The 21,191-nt window shown below is 75.7% G+C and carries 15 protein-coding genes; 11 read left to right on the forward strand and 4 right to left on the reverse strand.

Going from position 1 to position 21,191, the window contains the following annotated elements; all coding sequences use genetic code 11:
• Positions 1–5: 5 nt before the first annotated feature.
• Entirely contained in the window at positions 6–719 is a 714-nt protein-coding gene (locus tag QSK52_RS02400; protein ID WP_285732921.1) for a helix-turn-helix transcriptional regulator, read from the forward strand.
• A gap of 4 nt (positions 720–723) precedes the next feature.
• Here the strand turns inward: QSK52_RS02400 and QSK52_RS02405 are convergent, their stop codons facing one another.
• A complete protein-coding gene (locus tag QSK52_RS02405; protein ID WP_285732923.1) occupies positions 724–2,454 on the reverse strand; it encodes a methyltransferase in 1,731 nt (576 codons plus the stop codon).
• A 379-nt stretch (positions 2,455–2,833) separates the two neighbouring features.
• On the opposite strand from QSK52_RS02405, the gene QSK52_RS02410 reads away from it, so the two are divergent.
• Positions 2,834–3,412, forward strand: a complete 579-nt coding sequence (locus QSK52_RS02410) for a GNAT family N-acetyltransferase (protein ID WP_435053146.1) — start codon at positions 2,834–2,836, stop codon at positions 3,410–3,412.
• 24 nt (positions 3,413–3,436) lie between these two features.
• Here the strand turns inward: QSK52_RS02410 and QSK52_RS02415 are convergent, their stop codons facing one another.
• Together QSK52_RS02415 and QSK52_RS02420 are read right to left on the reverse strand one after the other, a co-directional pair.
• Complete coding sequence (locus tag QSK52_RS02415; RefSeq protein WP_285732927.1) at positions 3,437–4,075, reverse strand: DUF7003 family protein; 639 nt, start codon at positions 4,073–4,075, stop codon at positions 3,437–3,439.
• A 58-nt stretch (positions 4,076–4,133) separates the two neighbouring features.
• Complete coding sequence (locus QSK52_RS02420) at positions 4,134–5,327, reverse strand: winged helix DNA-binding domain-containing protein (protein ID WP_285732929.1); 1,194 nt, start codon at positions 5,325–5,327, stop codon at positions 4,134–4,136.
• A gap of 837 nt (positions 5,328–6,164) precedes the next feature.
• On the opposite strand from QSK52_RS02420, the gene QSK52_RS02425 reads away from it, so the two are divergent.
• Positions 6,165–8,336, forward strand: coding sequence for a glycoside hydrolase family 6 protein (locus QSK52_RS02425; protein ID WP_285732931.1), 2,172 nt, complete (start codon positions 6,165–6,167; stop codon positions 8,334–8,336).
• A gap of 137 nt (positions 8,337–8,473) precedes the next feature.
• Here QSK52_RS02425 and QSK52_RS02430 read toward each other — a convergent pair whose 3' ends face one another.
• Positions 8,474–10,234, reverse strand: coding sequence for a glycoside hydrolase family 15 protein (locus QSK52_RS02430; protein ID WP_285732933.1), 1,761 nt, complete (start codon positions 10,232–10,234; stop codon positions 8,474–8,476).
• Between the two features lie 152 nt (positions 10,235–10,386).
• On the opposite strand from QSK52_RS02430, the gene QSK52_RS02435 reads away from it, so the two are divergent.
• From QSK52_RS02435 to QSK52_RS02470, 8 genes are all read left to right on the forward strand, one after another.
• A complete protein-coding gene (locus QSK52_RS02435) occupies positions 10,387–11,193 on the forward strand; it encodes an SAM-dependent methyltransferase (protein ID WP_285732935.1) in 807 nt (268 codons plus the stop codon).
• Complete coding sequence (locus QSK52_RS02440; protein ID WP_285732938.1) at positions 11,190–13,505, forward strand: putative bifunctional diguanylate cyclase/phosphodiesterase; 2,316 nt, start codon at positions 11,190–11,192, stop codon at positions 13,503–13,505. Before QSK52_RS02435 ends, QSK52_RS02440 begins: the two co-directional genes overlap by 4 nt.
• Before the next feature lie 551 nt (positions 13,506–14,056).
• Positions 14,057–14,971 (forward strand): glycosyltransferase family 2 protein, encoded by a 915-nt coding sequence (locus QSK52_RS02445; RefSeq protein WP_285732940.1) that lies wholly within the window; start codon positions 14,057–14,059, stop codon positions 14,969–14,971.
• Positions 14,968–16,479 (forward strand): glycosyltransferase, encoded by a 1,512-nt coding sequence (locus tag QSK52_RS02450; RefSeq protein WP_285732942.1) that lies wholly within the window; start codon positions 14,968–14,970, stop codon positions 16,477–16,479. Before QSK52_RS02445 ends, QSK52_RS02450 begins: the two co-directional genes overlap by 4 nt.
• Complete coding sequence (locus tag QSK52_RS02455) at positions 16,476–17,996, forward strand: glycosyltransferase family 2 protein (RefSeq protein WP_285732943.1); 1,521 nt, start codon at positions 16,476–16,478, stop codon at positions 17,994–17,996. Before QSK52_RS02450 ends, QSK52_RS02455 begins: the two co-directional genes overlap by 4 nt.
• The gene (locus QSK52_RS02460; protein WP_285732946.1) at positions 17,993–19,387 is read left to right on the forward strand and encodes a lipopolysaccharide biosynthesis protein; all 1,395 of its coding nucleotides are present in this window, start codon (positions 17,993–17,995) and stop codon (positions 19,385–19,387) included. Before QSK52_RS02455 ends, QSK52_RS02460 begins: the two co-directional genes overlap by 4 nt.
• Positions 19,384–20,346 (forward strand): glycosyltransferase family 2 protein, encoded by a 963-nt coding sequence (locus QSK52_RS02465; RefSeq protein ID WP_285732948.1) that lies wholly within the window; start codon positions 19,384–19,386, stop codon positions 20,344–20,346. The genes QSK52_RS02460 and QSK52_RS02465 overlap by 4 nt, the downstream gene beginning before the upstream one ends.
• Positions 20,343–21,155 (forward strand): polysaccharide deacetylase family protein, encoded by an 813-nt coding sequence (locus tag QSK52_RS02470; protein WP_285732950.1) that lies wholly within the window; start codon positions 20,343–20,345, stop codon positions 21,153–21,155. Before QSK52_RS02465 ends, QSK52_RS02470 begins: the two co-directional genes overlap by 4 nt.
• Positions 21,156–21,191 lie beyond the last annotated feature (36 nt).

Below are 21,191 nucleotides of genomic sequence, written 5' to 3' on the forward strand. Positions count from 1 at the left end.
CCCGGGTGAACCGAACGGCCCGACTGTACGCCCTGGTCGAGGAGCTGCGCGCCGCCGCGCCCCGACCGCTGACCGTCGCCCGCCTCGCCGCCAGGTTCGAGGTCGCCACCCGCACCGTCCAGCGCGACCTGCAGGCCCTGACGGCCGCCGGCCTCCCCGTCCGCGCCACCACCGGACGGGGCGGCGGCTGGTCCATCGACCCCCGCACCACCCTCCCGCCCGTCCGGTTCACCGAACAGGAGGCCGCCGCCCTCACCGTCGCCCTCGCCGCCACCGGCCACGGCACCCCGTACGCCGCCGCGGCCCGCACCGCCGCCCAGAAGCTCGCCGCCGTCCTGCCCGAACCCGCCGCCGCCACCGCCCGCGACCTCGCCCGCCGGATCGTCGCCCTCCCCGCCGCCCCCGAACCCGTCGCCACCGCCCGGGCCGCCGTCGAGCACGCCCTCGCCGCGGGCACCGTGCTGCGGCTGCGCTACGCCGACGCCGCCGGACGGGAGAGCGAACGGCTGGTCGAACCGGCCGGGCTGCTCACCGCGGGCGGCCACTGGTACCTGATCGCCTGGTGCCGCACCCGCCGGGCCGGACGCGGCTTCCGGCTCGACCGGATCACCGCCGCCGACCCGACCGCCGAACCCGCCGGGCGGCACGACCTCGCCGCCCTGCTGCGCGGCTCCGCGGCGGCGGACGCCCGACCGGCCGCCGCGCTCGACGCGCTGTGAGGGGTCAACCCGCGCTCGCCACCGGAGACTTGCGCACGTGCAGGACGCGGGCGTCCAGCGGCAGCGGCTCGTGTCCGGTCAACTCCAGCCCGGCGTCCGCGAACAGGCGCGCGTAGTGCCCGGCGGTGCGTTCGCGGCCGCCCACGTTGCAGCGCATGTGCAGGTCCCAGGCGGTGGCCAGCGAGGGGGAGCCGTCCTCGGGCAGCAGGCGCTCGACCACCAGCAGGTCCGCGTGCGGCGGCATCGCGGCGGCGAGGTGGCGCAGGATCTCCCGGCAGCGGTCGTCGTCCCAGTCGTGCAGCACCCGCGACAGCAGGTACACGTCCCCGCCCGGCGGCACGTCCGCGAACCCGCCCGCCCGGCAGTCGACCCGGGCCCCGCAGCCCGCGCCGTCCAGGAACGCCCGGGCCGCGTCCGCGACGTGGCGGCGCTCCAGCAGGACGCCGCGCAGCGCGGGGTGCGCGGTCAGCAGGCGGGCCAGCAGCTCGCCGGTGCCGCCCGCGAGGTCGACCACCGTGCGCGGCGCGCCCGCGGCGGCCGCGGCGGCCGCCGCCCGGACCACCGGGTGGCCCGGCAGCGGGTCGAACATCCGGCTGCTCGCCGCCATCGAGCGGTCGAACAGCTCCGCCAGCCGGGGATCGCGGGCGAAGTGGTCGAAGTGGTTCTCGCCGAACAGCCGGTCGAAGGCCACCCGGCCGGTCCGCACCGTCCACGCCAACTCGCCGAAGGAGCGGTAGAACGGGCCCGCGTACAGCAGGGACAGCGGCCGCAGCGAACCCGCCGCCCCCGCCCGCAGCAACTCCCCCGCCGGGGCCAGCCGGAAGCCCGCGCCGTCCTGCACCACCGTGCCCAGCGCGGCCAGGTAGCGCAGCAGCGACCGCAGGGTCTCCGGGTCCGCACCCACCGCCGCCGCCAACTCCTCGGCACTGCGCGGCTGGTGCGCCTCCATCGCCTCCGGGACGCCCAACTCGGCGAAGGCGCCCAGGGCCTGGGTCGTCCACGCGCCGGTCAGCTGCCGCAGCAGCACCTCGGCGGGCTGCCCGGAGCGGTGGCGGGCCAGGTGCTCGGCCAGCAACTCCCGGTGGTCGCCCGGCGCGTACAGCTCGATCCGCGGACAGTCGGCCTTCGCACCGGCGGGCGCCGTGAAGTACAGCACCGTGCCGTCCTCGTGCGGGTTGTAGCCGCCGCCGTCCGGCCGCGCGCCGTGCCGGTCCAGCAGCGCGCACAGGCCGCGCAGCACCAGCGGGTCGGGGCGCACCACCTCGAAGCCGAGGTGCGCCTCGTGCTGCAACGCCCGTTCGTGTGCGGCGAGTTCGCCCAGGTCCGAGCCCGGCGGCACGGTCAGTGCGAACACCTCGACCGCCCGGTCCTCCCCGTCCGCGCCCGTCACGGCGGGCCGCAGGATGCCGACCTCCAGCCCGGCCGCGTCCCGGCCGTGCCGGGCGGCCAGCCGCTCCCGCACCACCGTGCTCGGCCGCGGCGCCTCCCGTGCCGCCAGCCCGGCCCCGGCGAGCAGCCGGTGCAGCGCGTCGGCGTCCGGCGGGAAGACCAGCAGCCCGGTGTGCGCGAAACGGCAGCGGTCGGTCAGTGCGCGCAGCTCGACGCCGTCCAGGCCCGGCAGCAGGGCGCCCAGCAGGGCGGCGGTGTCGTGGCGGCGGGCGTGGTCGGCCGCCGCCCGGAGCAGTTCCGCATCGGTGGCGGCCGCGGGCGCGGCCGCGAGGGTGGTCGTGCTCATGCTGGGGGAGTCCTCGCGGTAGAAGGGTGATGCGTAGGCGAAACGTTTCTGGAGGCGGAGGGACGTGCGCCGACCGGACGGGGGACACCCCGCGCGGGGGACGGGCGGGGCCCGGCGGCGCGGCGCGGCCGCATCGTGGCGGTGCGACAGCGCCTACGACGGACACCGCACCCCCGAAGAGATCTGACGGACCGTCAGACCCGGTGATCCTAACCGCCGCCGGAGCGCCCCTCCGCCCCGCTTCACCCGATTGGCCCGACCGTCCGCCCAGGTCACCGCCCCGCCGTACCGGAACCGCCTCCGTCCCCGGGGCACTTCACCCGGGTGCTTCCTCGCGGTGGCCGGGGAGGACGCGTACCCGTGTGGGCGGCCGCCCCCTATGCTCGCTCCCGTGACCGTCGACGACCGCCGCCTGATCCGCCCGGCCACCCCCGCCGACCTGGAGGACGTGGCCGGGATCTACACCCACTACGTCCGACACACCGTCAGCACCTTCGAAGAGACCCCGCCCCCCGTCGCGCACTGGCACGAGCGGCTGGCCGACCTCACCGGCCGCGGCCTGCCCTTCCTGGTCGCCGAGGTCTCCGGACAGGTCGTCGGCTACGCCTACGCCGCTCCCTGGCGCCCCAAGCCCGCCTACCGCCACACCGCCGAGAACTCCGTCTACCTCTCCCCGCAGCACCTCGGCCGCGGCCACGGCACCGCCCTGCTGCGCGCCCTGGTCGACGCCTGCGCCCGCACCGAGCTCCGCCAGCTCGTCGCCGTCATCGCCAGCCCCGGCAACGACGCCTCCACCGCCCTGCACCGCCGCCTCGGCTTCACCGACGCCGGCCGCCTCGCCGCCGTCGGCCACAAGCACGGCCGCTGGATCGACACCCTGCTGATGCAGCTCACCCTCGTCCCGACCCCCACCACCCCGGTCGAGGGGCCCGCCGCGACGAGCGCCGCGCCGCAGTAGCCGGGGGCGGGCGGGGCGGGTGGCCTACAGCGTTCCGGCCTCCGGCCAGTGGGACCAGTGGGTGTTCGGGGCCAGTGCGGGCCGGTAGCGGGACGGGTCGCCGGAGTCCAGCACCTCGGCGATCAGCCGGAAGGTCTCGTGCTCGCTGGGCATGACGCCCCCGAGGTCCTCCGGCTGGTTCCACTCGTCGAGCCGGAGCAGCACCGGCAGGTCGGCGGGGAGGCCGGTGCGCAGCTCCGCCGGGTCGGCGAGCAGGAGCGGACGGTGCGCCGGGGCGAGCTGCCGGAAGACGTCCTGCCAGGGGGTGCCCGGTGCGGCGGGAACGGACAGGGCGGTGCCGCGGACGACCACCGGGGTGCCGCCCGGGTAGCGGCCGGTCCGGTCGGGGTCGAGCTCCGCCATGTTGTCCACCCGCTCCAGGAACTCGCCGAACCCGGGCTCGCCGTGCGTCAGGCAGTTGCCGAAGCGGTGCACCACGTCGACGAGGTTCCCGTCGCGCGGGGCGTACCCCAGCAGTTCGGCGACCACGGCCCAGCGGGTGCGGCCGCCGAACAGGTGGAGCCGCTCGGCGACCGGGTAGGAGTAGCCGTTGTCCAGGTCGGGGAACTCCGCCCGGTCCGCGCAGAGGTCGAACTGGCCGAGGATCGCCGAGGTGGTCGTCATCGTCCCGGGCTAGGCCCAGCGCGCCCCGCGCTCGCCGTCGGATCCGCAGGTCAGGTGCTCAGGCGCTGAGGCGGCGCTCCAGCGGGGTGCGGAAGCGCGGGGTGACGCGGACGTCGGCGAGGACGGTGCGGAGGGCGGCGGCCCGGGCGGCGACCGCCCGGCGGGCCTCGGGGCCGGGGTCGGTGAGGAGGTCGAAGGCCACCTCGCCGTCGGGGCGCTGGGCCCAGCCGCCGATGACGCGGCCGTTCCACCAGACGGTGGGCCCGAGGTTGCCGGAGCGGTCGACCAGGTCGGGGCGGTGCTCGGGGGAGAGGTACCAGTCGCGGTGCTTCCAGCCCATGGCGGTGGGGTCGAGGGCGGGCAGCAGGGCGGCCCAGGGGGCCGGGTCGGGCTCCGGGGCGAGGTCGTCGGGGAGGACGAACCCGGTGCTTCCGTCGGCGAGTTCGACCTCGGCGGCCGCGCACGCGGCCAGTGCGGTGCGCACCTCGCGGATGCCCCAGCCGGTCCACCAGACCAGGTCGTCCTCGGTGGCGGGGCCGTAGGAGGCGAGCCAGCGGGCGGCCAACTCGGCCTGGGCGGCGGCGCGTTCGGCGGGCTTCGGGGCGGCGGGCACGGGCGGACCCGGAACCCAGCGGTGCCGGCTGCTGGTCCAGCCACCCAGCGGGCGGCGGCGGACCATCGCCCCCTCCATGCCGAGCAGCCGCAGCAGCCGCATGCCGACGGGCTGGGCGGTCTGGTAGGAGGTGCCGACCCCGTAGTCGATGGTCTCGCGCAACTGCGGTACCAATTCGCCGAGTTGACTGCCCGTCAGGCCGTCCGGCGAGGTGTCGAGGGCGGCGGTGAGGGTGTCGAGCACGGCGCGCTCCGCGGCCGCGGTCCAGGCGGCGTCGCGGCCGGAGGCGGCGAAGTCCTTGAGCAGGCGGGCGCGTTCGGCGGCGGCGGCCTTCGCGGTGGTGGAGGCGTACAGGGCCGGGGCCAGGTCGGCGGGGACGGCGAACAGGGTCTTGCGCATGCCGTGGCGGCGCAGCACGGTGCCGTCGGCGTACAGGGCGCGCTCGGTGTCGGCGGTGCCCGGCGCGGCGAGCCGGGCGGCGACGGCGAGGAACACCGTGGCGGGGTCGGTGGCGTGCACGGCGACCAGGTCGTCCACCACCTGCTCGGCCCGGTCGGCCCCGGTGCCGGGGGCGAGCCTGTGGCGGCGGGCGAGCCGGGCGCGGCGCTGGTCGTCGTCGAAGCGGGGTCGGGCGGGCACGGGTTCCTCCTGCGGGTCGGGAACAGCCTGCCACGGGGCCGCGCCCGGGCCCGGCGGGCGACGCGCACCGGGCCCGTCCGGGCCGGAATCCGCCCCGCGGCGCGGCGGACCGTGAAAGTTTCGCAGCAGAACGGCCCCGGCGCGGGGCGGTTCGTCCGGTCCGGCGCCGCGGGGGCCGGGCCCGGACGGGGGCGGGGCGGGCGGGCGGGGCGAACCCGCAGGTGGGGGCGGTGGCGGGGCGGGGTGCGGGGCGTCCGGCCGCCCCGGGCGCCGCGCACCGGCCCGCGCGGTGGTCCGGGCCGTGGCCCGTGGTCCCCGCCGGTCGTGGGCGGGGTGCGCACCCGCGACCGCAGGGGGGACGGATCCGGCCACGGTCGCCCGGCCGGAAGGCGCCGCGCGGGCCCGGTGCGCCCCCGGCGCGGGCGGTGCGCAGCTGGTGGGGGAGTGGGTGGATCGTCGGCGAACCGTCCCCGATTCGGGGGTGAACGGTGGTGCGGGCGCGGCCTGTTGGGGCTCAGGAGGTGCGGGGGAGGGGGACGGGAGCGGGGCGGGGGCGGGGTGGCCGAACCCCGGCGGGCGGTGTCCATCCCCGATCGGCGGGAGCGCTCCCACAGGTTCTGTCCAACTTCTTGACGGGAGTTCGAGGTCATGGCTTCATATCGGTTGTCCCCGAGCTGAGTTCGCCTCAGTCCGGGCCAAGTATGGGAGCGCTCCCATTAGTTAGGGGCGTTTTCATCGAGTCCGTCCCCCACCCGAAAGGACTCCCTTACCGTGTCGGCAAATCTGACGCGTCGCCTCCGGACGGCGGCAGCGGCCGCGGTGCTCAGCGCCGCGACCGTGATCCCCCTTGCCCTGACCACCACCGCCGCCCACGCGGCGACCCGTGTCGACAACCCCTTCGTCGGCGCCGGGGTCTACGTGAACCCCGAGTGGTCCGCCAACGCCGCCGCCGAGCCGGGCGGTTCGGCCATCGCCAACCAGCCCACCTTCGTCTGGCTGGACCGCATCGCCGCCATCAACGGCGTCAACGGCGGCATGGGCCTGCGCGACCACCTGAACGCCGCGGTGAAGCAGGCCGCGGGCAAGCCGTACGTGTTCCAGGTCGTCATCTACGACCTGCCGGGCCGCGACTGCGCCGCCCTGGCCTCGAACGGCGAGCTCGGCCCCACCGACCTGCCGCGCTACCAGAGCGAGTTCATCGACCCGATCGCCGCGATCCTGGCCGACCCGGCCTACGCGAACCTGCGGATCGTCACCACGGTCGAGCTCGACTCGCTGCCGAACCTGACGACCAACGCGGGCGGCACCGCCACCTCGACGCCCAACTGCGAAACCATGAAGGCCAACGGCAACTACGTCAAGGGCGTCGGTTACGCGCTGGCCAAGCTGGGCGCGATCCCGAACGTCTACAACTACGTGGACGCGGGCCACCACGGCTGGCTCGGCTGGGACTCCAACATGCAGCCGGCCATCGACGTCATCAAGCAGGCCGCCACCGCGTCCGGCTCGACGCTCAACAACGTCCAGGGCTTCGTCGTCAACACCGCCAACTACGGCGCGCTGCACGAGCCCAACTTCACCGTCGCCGACACGGTGAACGGCACCTCGGTCCGCCAGTCGAAGTGGGTGGACTGGAACCAGTACGTCGACGAGGCGTCCTTCGCGAAGGCGTGGCGCACCAAGGCGATCGCGTCCGGGTTCAACTCGAACATCGGCATGATCATCGACACCTCCCGCAACGGCTGGGGCGGCGCGAACCGTCCGGCCGGCCCGGGCCCGAAGACCACCGTGGACGCGTACGTCGACGGCGGCCGCATCGACCGCCGCTTCCAGACCGGCAACTGGTGCAACCAGTCCGGCGCGGGCCTCGGCGAGCGCCCGAAGGCCGCCCCCGAGGACGGCATCGCCGCGTACGTGTGGGTCAAGCCCCCGGGTGAGTCGGACGGCGCGAGCCAGGCCGTCGCCAACGACGAGGGCAAGGGCTTCGACGCCATGTGCGACCCGACCTACACCGGCAACGCGCGCAACAACAACAACATGTCGGGTGCGCTGCCCAACGCCCCGCTCGCGGGCCACTGGTTCTCGGCCCAGTTCCAGGAGCTGCTGAAGAACGCCTACCCGGCGCTCGGCACCAGCACCGGCGACACCACCGCCCCGACCGCCCCGACGGGCCTCGCGGCGACCACCACCTCCAGCAGCGTCTCGCTGACCTGGACCGCCTCCACCGACAACGTCGGCGTGACCGGCTACGACGTGTACCGCGGCGGCACCCTGATCGGGTCCACCAACAACACCTCGTACACCGACACCGGCCTGACCGCCTCCACCGCGTACTCGTACACGGTCAAGGCGAAGGACGCGGCCGGCAACGTCTCCGCGGCCTCCGCGGCGCTCAGCGCCACCACCACCGCCGGTGGCACCACCGACACCACCGCCCCGACCGCCCCGACCAACCTGGCGGCGACCACCACCTCCAGCAGCGCCACGCTGACCTGGGGCGCCTCCACCGACAACGTCGGCGTGACCGGTTACAACGTGTACCGCGGCGGCACCCTGATCGGGTCCACCACCAGCACCTCGTACACCGACTCGGGCCTGACCGCCTCCACCGCGTACTCGTACACCGTGAAGGCCAAGGACGCGGCCGGCAACCTCTCCGCCGCCGCGGCCGTCACCGCCACCACCCAGGCCGGCACCAGCACCGGCGCCGGCTGCACCGCCACCTACAAGGTCAGCAGCGACTGGGGCGCCGGCTTCAACGCCGACATCACCGTGACCGCGGGCAACACCGCGATCAAGTCCTGGAAGGTCACCTGGACCTACGGTGGCAACCAGCAGATCACCAACCTGTGGAACGGCACCGTGAGCCAGTCCGGCCAGTCCGTGACCGTCAACAACGCCGGCTACAACGGCACCGTCGCCGCCAACGGCTCCACCAGCTTCGGCTTCGGCGCCAACTACTCGGGCAGCAACGCCGTCCCGACCCTGACCTGCACCGCCACCAGCTGACACCAGGCAGCCGGTAGCACGCAGCGGACAGCGGCCCCACCCGACTGACGCGGGGAGAGCCGCAACGCACCACCAATAGAGGCGCCGCCCACCTGCAGGGTCTGCAGGTGGGCGGTTGCCGTTTTCCGCACGGAGCGTCAACCACCCAGCCGGAAGGCGGTGTTGACCAGGGCGACATGGGTGAACGCCTGCGGGGTGTTGCCCAGCTGGCGGCGGCCCACCGGGTCCCACTGCTCGCTGAGCAGGCCCAGGTCGTTGGCCAACGAGGCCGTCCGGACGAAGAGTTCGCGCGCCTCGCCGCGGCGGCCCAGTAGTGCCAGCGCGTCCGCCAGCCAGAACGAGCAGGCCAGGAAAGCCCCTTCGGACCCGGACAGGCCGTCCGTCGCCCCCGGCCGGTAGCGGCGCACCAACCCGCCGTGGTCCAGGCCGTCCTGGACGGCCTCCACCGTGCGCACCACCCGGGGGTCGTCCGGCGGCAGGAAACCGGTGGTGGCGACGAACAGCGTCGCCGCGTCCAACTCGCCCTCCCCGTAGGAGCGGACGAACACCCCGCGGCGCGGGTCCACGGCCCGCTCGCACACCTCGGCGTGCACCGCGTCGCGCAGCGCCCGCCACTGCTCCAGCGGGGCGGGCAGGCCGGTGGCCTCCGCCATCCGCACCGCCCGGTCGGCGGCGACCCAGGCCATCACCTTCGAGTGGGTGAACTGCCGCCGCCCGCACCGCACTTCCCACAGACCCTCGTCCGGCTCGCGCCAGCGCGCGGCCAGCGAACCGAGCAGCGTGCGCAGCAGGCTCCACACCTGCCGCTCCATCGGGATGCCCGCCCGCAGCGCCAGGTCCAGGGTGTCCACCACCTCGCCGTAGACGTCGAGCTGGAGCTGCCCGACGGCCGCGTTGCCGAACCGGACGGGCGTCGAGCCGAGGTGTCCGGGCAGCCAGCGGGCCTCGGTCTCCGGCAGGCCGCGCTCCCCGGCCACCCCGTACACCGCCTGCACGTCGGACGGGTCGCCCGCCACCGCGCGCAGCAGCCACTTGCGCCAGGCCGCCGCCTCCTGGCGGAAGCCGCCGCGCAGCAGCGCCGACAGCGTCATCGCCGAGTCGCGCAGCCAGCAGAACCGGTAGTCCCAGTTGCGCTCCCCGCCCGGCACCTCCGGCAGCGAACTGGTCGGCGCCGCGACGATCCCGCCGGTCGGCTCGTACGCCAGCGCCTTCAGGGTCAACAGCGAGCGCAGCACCGCCTCCCGCCACTCGCCCCGGTAGCGCAGCTGCCCGGCCCACTCGCGCCAACCCTCCAGCGTCGCGGCCAGCAGCGCCTCGGGATCGGTGCGCGGGGTGGTGGACAGGTGCGAGGGCTGCCAGGTCAGCACGAACGGGACGCGCTCCCCGGGGCGGATGGTGAACTCGGAGACGGTGGTGCCGTCCGCGCCGTAGGTGTGCACGCCCGGCGGGACGCGCAGCCAGGCGGCGTCCGGCCCGGCGACGGCGACCCGGTGGTGCTCGGTGCGGCGGACCCACGGGTCGACCCGGCCGTGGTGGAAGCGCAGCCGCAGCTCGCCGCGGACCGGGACGGCGCCGCTGACGCCCTCGACGATCCGCACCAGCCGCGGGGTCCGGTCGCGGTGCGGCATCAGGTCGACCACCGCGACCTCGCCGTCCGGGGTGCGCCAGCGCGACTCCAGCACCAGGGTGTCGCCGAGGTAGCGGCGCTCCGTGCAGTCGGCCGCCCCGGCCGGGGCGATCCGCCAGGCGCCGTGCTCGGGGGCGCCCAGCAGGGCCGCGAAGCAGCTGGGGGAGTCGAAGCGGGGCAGGCAGAGCCAGTCCACCGAGCCGTCCCGGCCGACCAGGGCGGCGGTCTGCAGGTCGGAGAGGAGCGCGTAGTCCTCGATGCGTCCGCCCATGAAGGTGATTCTGCGCCGATCCGGCGCGGGCGCCACGCGGGACGCGCCGCGCCGCCGTTCGGACGCCGCGGCTTGCGATGCGCATCACAAATATAGGAAGATCTTTATGTCCTATTGCCATTTTCGACTGCCACGTCGGAGGGAGTGCCGTCATGGCGCGTCCGAACTGGGTGCCCGCAGGGACCGACCTCGACAAGCCGAACGCCGCCCGGGTCTACGACTACTACCTCGGCGGATCGCACAACTTCGAGGTCGACCGGCAGATGGCGCGCAAGGCGATCGAACTCTGGCCGGACCTGCCCAAGATCATGCGGGCCAACCGGGCCTTCCTGCGCCGGGCGACCCAGTTCGCCGCGGAGGAGGGCATCAGCCGCTACCTGGACATCGGCTCCGGCATCCCCACCTTCGGCGCCGTCCACGAGGTGGCCCGCGAGCACCGGCCCGACGCGCGGGTCGTCTACGTCGACATGGACCCCGTCGCGGTCGCGCACAGCCGCCTCATCCTGGCCGACGACCCGCTCTGCCAGATCGTCGACGCCGACCTGCGCAACACCGACGACCTGCTCGCCCGCCCCGAGGTCGAGGAACTGCTCGCCCCCGGCGAACCCGTCGCGGTCATCCTCAACGCCGTCCTGCACTTCGTCACCGACGCCGACGAACCCGACAAGATCCTCGCCAAGCTCCGCGAGGCCCTCCCCAGCGGCAGCATGCTGATCCTCTCGCACGCCTCCCTGGAGGGGCGCCCCGACCAGGCCGGCTCCCACCAGAGCCTCTACCGCTCCACCCCGACCCCGCTCACCATGCGCAACCGCGAACAGATCACCGCCTTCTTCGAGGGCTACGAGCTGGTCGAACCCGGCGTCGTCTACCTGCCCGAGTGGCGGCCCGACGACGCGGACTCGGTCGGCCCGCACCCCGAGCGGATGACCGGCATGGCCGGGGTCGGGCGCCTGTCGTGAACGAGTCGGCAGACCTGCCCGGCCCGCTGGACGACGACAGTGCGCCGGGTGGCGACGCGCTCGGGACGGCCGACGACGCGCTCGGGGCGGCCGACGACGCGCTCGGACCGGCTGCGGGCGGGACGGTCGGCGAGGCGCTCGGGGCTGCTGCGGGCAGGGCGGCGGGCACGCAGGCGGCGCAGGACGCGCGGGCCGAGGAGGCCGCGGCCGCCGACTTCCGCGCCGCCTGGTCCGCCATGCTGCGCACCGGGCACGGCGCCGCGGTGCGCCCCGGCGTGCTGAACCCGCTGATCGCCAGCACCGCCGACCTGCTGCTGCGCGCCGCCCGCGAGCACCCGTTCCGCCCCGAACTGGCCGGACAGGTCGGCGCGCTGCTCATCGACAACCAGTTCACCGACCCGCAACTGCTCGCCGACACCGTGCAGTTGATCCAGCGTCAGGCCGTGCCCGACGAGCGCGGCCCGGAGCTCAGCGGCGCCTTCGCGGCCGGCTGGGCCGCCGCCCTGCGCGAACGCACGCTGCGCGAGCAGGAGGCGATCCGGCTCGCCGCCGACACCGCCCGGCAGGAGGTCGAGAAGGCCCTGCGGGTCTCCGAGGCCCGCTTCCGCGCCCTGTTCGAGTCCGCCGCGATCGGCATCGGCCTCGGCGACACCGACGGCAACATCCTGGCCGTCAACCGGGCCCTCGGCGAGATCTTCGGCGGCGGCCCCGAGGACATGACGGGCGTGCGCGTCAACGACCTGGTCCACCCCGAGGACACCCCCGGCGTCTGGGAGGCGTACGAGGAGCTGATCAGCGGCAAGCGCGAGTACTTCCAGTTCGACAAGCCGTACTACCGCCGCGACGGCGAAGTGGTGTGGACCCACCTGACCGTCTCGCTGATCCGCGACGACGACGGCGCCCCGCTCTACCAGGTCGCCATGCTGGAGGACGTCACCGACCGCTACCGCCTGCAGGAGCGGCTGCGCCACCAGGCCACCCACGACCCGCTGACCGGCCTGCCCAACCGGGCCGCGTTCTTCGAACGGCTGGAGAAGCTCTTCGAGGAACCGGAGCCGGACGTCCGCTTCGGCCTGTGCTACGTCGACCTGGACGGCTTCAAGGTCGTCAACGACAGCCTCGGCCACGACATGGGCGACCAGCTGCTGACCGTGGTGGCCCGCCGCCTGGAGAACGCGCTCAGCCCGCTCGGCCACATGGTGGCCCGGCTCGGCGGCGACGAGTTCGTGGTGCTGCTGGAGAACTGCCGCGGCGAGCAGGAGGCCGTCGCCGCCGCCAAGACCGTGCTCGCCGCGCTCACCAAGCCCGTCGTGATCGGCGACCACCGGCTCGCCGTCGGCGCCAGCGTCGGCGTGCTGGAGCGGCGCATCGCCACCACCACGCCCGGCGCCGCCGTCCGGGCCGCCGACCTCACGCTGTACCGCGCCAAGGAGGCCGGACGCGGCCGCTGGACGCTCTTCGACCCCAAGGAGAACGCCCGCGCCGTCAGCCGCTACGCGGTGTCCGTGCGGATGCCCGCCGCGCTGGACCGCGGCGAGTTCTTCATCGACTACCAGCCGATGGTCGACCTCGCATCCGGCGCGATGGCCGGCGTCGAGGCGCTGGTGCGCTGGCGGCACCCGCAGCTCGGGGTGCTCGGCCCGGAGGAGTTCGTCGGCGTCGCCGAGGAGACCGGGCTGATCATGCCGCTCGGCCGCTGGGTGCTGGAACAGGCCTGCGAGCAGGCCGCCGACTGGGTCGCCCGGTTCGGCGACCGGGCGCCCCGGGTGAGCGTCAACCTGGCCGTGCGGCAGGCCCGCAGCGCCGGACTGGTCGGCGACGTCGAACGCACCCTGCGCAGCACCGGGCTCGACCCGGCCATGCTGCAGCTGGAGATCACCGAGTCGACCGTGGTCGGCCCCGAGGACGAGGCGCTCAAGGCCCTGCACGCCCTGGTCGACATGGGCGTCTCGCTCTCCGTCGACGACTTCGGCACCGGCTGGTCCAACCTCGCCTACCTGCGCGACCTGCCGGTCTCCAACCTCAAGATCGCCGGTTCCTTCGTCGGCGACCTGCACGACCCCGCCAAGGACACCCACCTCGGCTGGCGCATCGTCAGCGGGCTGGTCTCGCTCGCCCACACCCTGGGGCTGTCGGTCACCGCCGAGGGCGTGGAGAGCCGGGCCGACGCCGAACGCCTGCGCCTGATGGGCTGCGACCTCGCCCAGGGCTGGCACTTCGGCCGCCCCGTCCGCCCCGCCGAGATCGCCCGGCGGATCGCCGAGGCCGACTTCGAGGCGGCGCCCGAGCCCGGGCTCGGGTACGAGAGCTGAAACCTTTCTGCGGGGGCGGGGCCGGGCGTCGCGGGTGCGTCGGGTGGCAGTTTCGGACGCGGCACGACGGGCCGCCCGCCCCGCGGTGGCCGGAGGGTCCGGAACGGGGCGGGAGACGGCGTCCGCACGGTGGGGCAAAAACGGACAGACCGGTGCGAAGACGGTTGACAGTCGCTCCGCCGCGGGCGGACGATGAGGTCCTGGCACCGCCGGTACGGGGGCCCCGCCCCCACCTCGCCGAGCGGGCCGCACGCGGCGCACCACGCGCCCCGGACGACGATCGCCCTTCTGCGGCGCCGACCGTCCCGAGGGGGACCGGCAGGGAGACCGGGCACCAGGGAGGGCGATGGAACCGGGGGGAGCACTGGAACCGCGGTGACGTCCCGGGCCGCCGTACCCGCCCGGTGACGTCCCGGACCGCCGACCCCGTCCGGCGCCGTCCCGGACCGCCGCACCCCACCTTCCGCACGGGCAGCGCCCTGCCCGTTCCCGCCTCCGCCCCGCGAGAGGCCCGCCGCCCCGCGAGAGGCCCGCCACGAAGAGGCACCGCGATGAGCACCACCCTGCCCACCGGGCAACCCCCAGCCAACCCCGCCACACCGTCCGGCGGTCCGGCCGGGTCCCGGGCGTCCACCGACCCGCGGACGCCCCCCGGGACCGGGCTCCGGCGCCGCGCCGCCGACCGGATCGCCGACCGGGCCCCGATGCGCCGGGCCGGTGACCGCCCGCCCGTCCGCCCGCTCGTCCGCGGACCCGCCCGGCGGGCCGGCGACTACCGCACCCGGCACACCGTCAGCCTGGTCGTCCCCGCCCGGGACGAGGCCCGCAACATCCCCTGGGTGTTCGAGCAGATCCCCAGCTGCGTGGACGAGGTCATCCTGGTCGACGGCTCCTCCCGGGACGCCACCGTCGCGATGGCCCGCGCCTGCCGCCCCACCGTCCGCAACGTCGACCAGGGCGCCCCCGGCAAGGGCAACGCGCTGCGCGCCGGATTCGCCGCCGCCACCGGCGAGTACATCGTGATGATCGACGCCGACGGCTCGATGTGGCCCGGCGAGATCCCGCACTTCCTGCACTTCCTCGACCACGGATACGACTTCGTCAAGGGCTCCCGCCGGATGGCCGGCGGCGGCTCGCTCGACCTCACGCCGCTGCGTGCGCTCGGCAACAAGGCCCTGCTGCTGGTCGTCAACCGCCTCTACGGCGGCCTGCTGACCGACCTGTGCTACGGCTACTGCGCCTTCCGCCGCGACTTCCTCGCCGAACTCGACCTGCGCGCCACCGGCTTCGAGATCGAGGCCGAGATGATCGCCCACGCACTGCGCTCGGGACTGCGGATCGCCGAAGTCCCCAGCCTGGAACTTCCCCGCCGCAGCGGACGCTCCCACCTGCACGCCGTCTCCGACGGCCGCAGAGTACTGCGCACCCTGCTCGCCGAACGCCCCGGCGCGGGGGAGGGACGATGAACGGCCGCGGTCGGCGCCGCCCCGCGGCCTGCCCGCCGCCCGCCGCACCGGCCTCGCCGCACACCCCCGTCACCGTGGTCGAACTCGACCTGGCCGACCCGGGCGAGGTGCGCTCGCCCGGCGGCCGCGGCCCCGCCGCCCCCGACGGACGCGTGTCGGCGTTGGTGCGACTGCACGGACACCCGCTCGGCATGGTGCACGCCACCGGGACGAGCGGCCGGCCCGCCGCGCTCGCCCGGGCGCTGGCCGCCGCCGCTCATCGCGAACTCGACTTCCCAGAAACGGAGTTCGAACCGAAGGAGCCCGGCGGCCGGGCCGTGCTCCCGACCGGCGGGATGACCGTCGTGATCTGCACCCGCGACCGCACCGAACTGCTCGCCGACTGCCTGGACTCCGTGCTGCGCGCCGCCGACGCCCTGGCGGAGCGCGGCGCTTCCGTGGGCGGCGGTGCCCTCGCCGGACGCGGTGCCCTCGCCGGGAGCGGTGCTTCCGTGGGGCGCGGTGCCCTCGCCGGGAGCGGTGCTTCCGTGGGGCGCGGTGCTTCCGCGGGGCGCGGTGCGTTCGACAGGCGCGGTGCGTTCGCCGGACCCGTCGGGGACGGACCGGCCGAGGCCCCGGGCGTCCCGTTCGTGGACGTGCTGCTGGTCGACAACGCCCCCACCGGCCCCGCCACCGAGCAGCTGGTCAAGGAGCGCTACCCCGGCCGGGTCCGCTACCTGTGCGAGCCCGCCCCCGGCCTGTCCCGGGCCCGCAACCGGGGGCTGGCCGCCGCCCGCGGCGCGATCTGCGCGTTCACCGACGACGACGCCCTCGCCGACCCCGGCTGGCTGGCCGCCCTGGCCGCCGCGTTCGCCGCCGACCGGCGCACCGGCTGCGTCACCGGACTCGTCGTCCCCGCCGAACTCGACACCCCCGCCCAGCAGTTGTTCGAACGCTACGCCGGAACGGAACGCGGCTGGACGCCCCGCGACTGGAACCTCGCCGCCCCCGACGCGGGCCCGCTCGACCGGTACTCCACCGGCCGCTGCGGCATCGGCGCGAACATGGCCTTCCGCACCGAACTGCTGCGCGCCCTCGGCGGGTTCGACCCCGCCACCGGCACCGGCACCCCCTCCCGCGGCGGCGAGGACCTGCTCGCCTTCCACCTCGTCCTGACCGCCGGGCACACCGTCGCCTACCGGCCCGACGCCGTCGTCTGGCACCGCCACCGGCGCACCCTGCAGGCCCTCACCGTCCAGGTCCGCGGCCTCGGCATCGGCTTCGGCGCCTACCTCGCCGCCGCGCTGCGCCGCCGCCCCGCCCTGCTCGCCGACCTGCTGCTGCGCCTGCCCGCCGGGGCCCTCGGCTGGCACCGCGGCCACCGCCCGCCCGCCGCCGACACCCCGCTGGAGCGCCGCCGCCTGCGGGCCCTGCGCCGGATGGAGCGCCGCGGCCTCCTCCTCGGGCCGTCCCGTTACCTCTACGCCCGCTGGCAGCAGCGGCACACCCCCGGCGGAGGCCGGCCATGAACACCCGCAACGCCGCGTCCGCCCCCGCGCCCGTCCCCGCGTCGGCCTCCGCGGTCCTGCCGGAAGAGCCGCCGGTACAGGTCGTCGAGCTCGACCTCACCCGCCCCGGCGAACTGCGCCGACCCGGCTACGGCGAGTGGTACCGCCCCGCCGGGCGGCGGGCCCTCGCCCTGGTCCGCTCCGCCGGGCGCCCGCTGGGCACCGTCACCGCCCACGCCCCGGGCGGCCGCCCCGAACAGCTCTGCGCCGCCCTGCACGCCGCCGCGCACCGCCGGTTCGACGCGCAGGCGGGCGAGTCGCAGGCGGGCGAGTCGGGGCCGGGCGGTCCGGACGGGTCGGGGGCGGGGGCGGAGGAGGACACCGGCGAGGAGCCCACCGTCAGCGTCGTGGTGTGCACCCACAACCGGCCCGAACTGCTCATCCGCTGCCTCGACTCGCTGCTGCGCACCCACTACCCCTACCTGGACGCCGTCGTGGTCGACAACGCCCCCGCCGACGACACCGTCCGCCGCCTGCTGCTGCAGCGCTACGGCCGCCGGGTGCGCTACCTGCGCGAGCCGGTGCCCGGCCTGGCCCGGGCCCGCAACCGGGGGCTGGCCGCCGCCCGCGGCACGATCTGCGCGTTCGCCGACGACGACCTGGTCCTCGACCCGCAGTGGCTGCCCGCCCTGGCCGCGGGCTTCCGGGGCGCCCCACGCACCGCCTGCGTCACCGGACTCGTGCTGCCCGCCGAACTCGACACCCGCGCCCAGCTCCTGCTGGAGCGCTACGGCGGCTACGGCAAGGGCTTCGCCCCGCGCGACCACACCCTGCACACCCCCACCGGGGACCCGCTGCACCCCTTCGCCACCGGCCGCCTCGGCACCGGCGCGAACATGGCCTTCCGCACCGAAGTGCTGCGCGCCCTCGGCGGGTTCGACCCCGCGACCGGCACCGGCACGCCCGCCCTCGGCGGGGAGGACCTGCTCGCCTTCTTGCAGGTCCTGACCGCCGGGCACACCGTCAGCTACCGGCCCGACGCCATCGTCTGGCACCCGCACCGGCGCGAACTCGACACCCTGCCGCGGCAGGTGTTCGGCCTCGGCGCGGGCTTCGGCGCCTACCTCGCCGCCGCCGTCCGCCACCAACCCCGGCTGCTGGCCGCCCTGGTGCCGCTGATCCCGCGCGGCCTGTGGCGCACCGCCCACCGGGGCGCACCCGCCGCCACCCCGACCGCCCCCGCGGACCCGCTGCTGCGGACGCTGCGCCGCCGCGAACTGCTCGGCCTGCTGTACGGCCCGCTCGGCTACCTGCGCAGCCTGCGCGCCCAGCACCGCGCCGATCACCGGATCACCGAGCACCGGATCGCCGAACGCCGACTCGCCGACCGGCGGCGGGACGAACGGCGGTACGCCGAAAGGCCGTTCGCGGACGGCGAGGCGGCCGACCACCGGGTGGCGGAGCGTCGTCCCGCCGAGCCCCGACCCGCCGAGCGCCGACCCGCGGAGCGCCAACTCACGGACGGGCCGGGCCGATGAGCGCCGTCGACCGGCGCGCCCGCTGCGCCTGCCCCGTCGAACTGCCCTGCGAGTGCAGCTACCCGACACTGCTGCGGGCCGGGACGCGGGCCCTGCTCGCCCGTTCCCGCCGGGAGCCGCTGCTGCACAACGGCCACCTGCTGGCCGCGAGTTCGCTGCTGTCGGCCGGGCTCGGCTCGCTGTTCTGGATCCTCGCGACCCGCTCCTACAGCGCCGCCGACGTCGGCCGCAGCTACGCCGCGCTGTCCGCGACCATGTTCCTGTCCACCCTGGGCAGCCTGAACCTCGGCGACGCCCTGGTGCGCTTCGTCCCCACCGCCGGACGCCGCACCCGCGCCCTGGTGCTGCGCAGCTACCTGGTCAGCACCACCGTCAGCGCCGTCGTCGCCGTCGCGTTCCTGCTGCTGGTCCCCGTCGTCGCCCCCGACCTCGGCGAGCTGCGCCGACCCGTCCTCGCCGTGTCGTTCGTCGCCGCCACCGCCGGGTACTCGGTGTTCGTGCTGCAGGACGGCGCGCTCACCGGCGTCCGCCGGGCCGGCTGGGTGCTCGGCGAGAACACCGTGTTCGCCGTCGCCAAGGCCGCCCTGCTCGCGCTGTGCGCCGCGTTCGCCGTCGGCACCGGCATCCTGCTGTCCTGGGCCGCCGCGCTCGTCCTGGCCATCGTCCTCACCAACGCCGTGCTGTTCCGCAGCGCGATCCCCGCGCACCGGAGCGCCCCCGTCGACGAGCGGGAAGCGCCTCCGACCGAGCGGATCGCCCGCTGGGCCGGGGCCGACTACCTCGGCAACCTGTGCACCTTCGCCGCGGCGACCGTCCTGCCGCTGATGGTCCTGGACCGGCTCGGCGCCGACGGCAGCGCCTACTACTCGCTGGCCTTCGTCATCGCCTCCACCCTGTACGTGGCCGCGTTCAGCATGGGCCACTCGCTGGTCGTCGAAGGCTCCCGCGACCCCGCCCGGCTCGCCGAGCACGCCCGCCGGCTGCTGCGCCACTCCACCCTGCTGGTGACCGCCGCCGCGCTGCCGATCGCCGCCGCGGCGCCCTGGATCCTCGGCCTGTTCGGCCCCGACTACGCCGAGCACGGCACCACCGCGCTGCGGCTGATGGTCCTGTCCGCGATCCCCAACACCGTGCCCAACGTGGTCCTCCAGGTCGCCCGGGTGCGCCGCGCGCTGCCCTGGATGATCGGCATCCGGCTGGCCTTCGCCGTCGTCGTCATCGCCCTGACCGCCGTCCTGCTGCCCACCTTCGGCCTCACCGGCATCGGCTGCGCCTGGTTGATCGCCGAATGCGCCCTGGCCCTGCCGCTGCTCGCCGCGCTGCCCCGCGTCCTCGGACCGGCCCCGCTGCCCGGCCGGCCCCGCCCACACCCCGAGGAGGAGCCGACATGAGCCCCCGCCCCACCCCCGCCCACGGTCCCGCCCCCGACCCCACCCTCACCGTGGCGATCTGCGCCTACACGCTGGAGCGCTGGACGCTGCTGCGCGCCGCCGTCGACTCCGTGCACCGGCAGCAGCCGCCCCCCGGCGAACTGCTCCTGGTCATCGACCACAACGACGAACTACTGCGGAAGGCCCACGAGTTGCCGGGCGTCACGGTGCTCGCCAACCGGCAGCGGACCGGCCTGTCCGGGGCCCGCAACACCGCACTCGCCGCCGCCCGCGGCACCGTCACCGCCTTCCTCGACGACGACGCCGCCGCCCGCCCCGGCTGGAGCGCCACCCTGCTCGCCGCCTACCGCGACGAGCGCGTGCTCGGCGCGGGCGGACCCGTCGTCCCGCACTGGCAGCACGGCCGCCCCCGCTGGTTCCCGCCCGCCTTCGACTGGGTCGTCGGCTGCAGCCACAGCGGCATGCCCCGACGGCCCGACCGGGTGCGCAACCTGATCGGCGCCAACATGTCCTTCCGCACCGACGCGGCCCGCGCCGCGGGCGGCTTCCGCACCGACCTCGGACGCGTCGGCCGCCGCCCCCTCGGCTGCGAGGAGACCGAACTCTGCCTGCGCCTGGCCGCCCGCCACCCCGGCGCCCGGATGCACTACGACCCGTCCGCCGCCGTCCGCCACCACGTCCCCCGACAGCGCGCCACCGTACGGTACTTCGCCGCCCGCTGCCTCGCCGAAGGACGCTCCAAGGCGATGGTCGCCCGCCGCACCGGCCCCGGACCGGCCCTCGCCAGCGAACGCGCCTACCTGCGCCGCACCGTCCCCGCCGCCCTGCGCCGCGCCCTGCTGCGCGGCCGCCTCGGCACCGCCACCGCCCTCACCGGCGGCGTCCTGCTCACCGCCGGAGGCTACCTCGCCCAGCGGGCAGCACAGTTGACGAACCATCAGGAAAGGGGAACGCCATGACCGCCGTCCCCGTCCTGCTCTACCACTCGGTGTCCGACGACCCGCCGAACTGGCTCGCCCCCTACACCGTCCCCCCGCACGCCTTCCGCGCCCAACTCGACCGCATCCAGGACGCCGGACTCTCCGTCGTCCCGCTCGCCCGCCTGGTCGCCGCCCTGCACGGCGGGCCCCCGCTGCCCGCCCACTGCGCCGTCCTCACCTTCGACGACGGCTACGCCGACTTCTACTGGACGGTCGCCCCGATCCTCTCCGACCGCGGCCTGCCCGCCACCGTCTACCTCACCACCGGCGCCGTCCACGCCCCCGGCGCCCGGCCCGGCGGCAGCCTGCTGCCCCCCACCCCCATGCTCAACTGGCGGCAGGTCGCCACCCTCGACGCCCTCGGCGTGGAGATCGGCGGCCACTCCCGCACCCACCTCCCGCTCGACACCGCCCGGCCCGCCCGGCTCCGCCAGGAGGTCGCCGACAGCAAACGCGAGCTGGAGGACGCCCTGGGCCACCCCGCCACCGCCTTCGCCTACCCCCACGGCTACCACAGCCCCGCCGTCCGCCGCGAGGTCGCCCGGGCCGGCTGGACCTCCGCCACCGCCGTCGGCAACGCCCTCAGCTCCACCATCGACGACCCGCTGCGGATCTGCCGCCTGATGGTCATGCGCACCACCCCCGCCCGCACCTTCGAGGACTGGACCCACCTGCGCGCCACCCGCACCGGCCCGCTCCGCGACAGCACCGCCACCCGCGCCTGGCGCACCTACCGCCGCCTGCGCGCCCGCCTCGGCAGCCCCGTCGGCGGACCGCCCCGCCAGTGACACCCCGGACGCCCGCGGGCCGTGCAGGCCCCGCAG

Origin of the sequence: Kitasatospora phosalacinea (assembly GCF_030268885.1) — a bacterium.
Classification (GTDB): domain Bacteria; phylum Actinomycetota; class Actinomycetes; order Streptomycetales; family Streptomycetaceae; genus Kitasatospora; species Kitasatospora phosalacinea_C.

Coding starts and splice junctions, on each gene's coding strand:
- QSK52_RS02405 (WP_285732923.1), bottom strand. CDS start 2,454: ATGAGCACGACCACCCTCGCGGCCGCGCCCGCGGCCGCCACCGATGCG.
- QSK52_RS02410 (WP_435053146.1), top strand. CDS start 2,834: ATGCTCGCTCCCGTGACCGTCGACGACCGCCGCCTGATCCGCCCGGCC.
- QSK52_RS02415 (WP_285732927.1), bottom strand. CDS start 4,075: ATGACGACCACCTCGGCGATCCTCGGCCAGTTCGACCTCTGCGCGGAC.
- QSK52_RS02430 (WP_285732933.1), bottom strand. CDS start 10,234: ATGGGCGGACGCATCGAGGACTACGCGCTCCTCTCCGACCTGCAGACC.
- QSK52_RS02435 (WP_285732935.1), top strand. CDS start 10,387: ATGGCGCGTCCGAACTGGGTGCCCGCAGGGACCGACCTCGACAAGCCG.
- QSK52_RS02445 (WP_285732940.1), top strand. CDS start 14,057: ATGAGCACCACCCTGCCCACCGGGCAACCCCCAGCCAACCCCGCCACA.
- QSK52_RS02450 (WP_285732942.1), top strand. CDS start 14,968: ATGAACGGCCGCGGTCGGCGCCGCCCCGCGGCCTGCCCGCCGCCCGCC.
- QSK52_RS02455 (WP_285732943.1), top strand. CDS start 16,476: ATGAACACCCGCAACGCCGCGTCCGCCCCCGCGCCCGTCCCCGCGTCG.
- QSK52_RS02460 (WP_285732946.1), top strand. CDS start 17,993: ATGAGCGCCGTCGACCGGCGCGCCCGCTGCGCCTGCCCCGTCGAACTG.
- QSK52_RS02465 (WP_285732948.1), top strand. CDS start 19,384: ATGAGCCCCCGCCCCACCCCCGCCCACGGTCCCGCCCCCGACCCCACC.
- QSK52_RS02470 (WP_285732950.1), top strand. CDS start 20,343: ATGACCGCCGTCCCCGTCCTGCTCTACCACTCGGTGTCCGACGACCCG.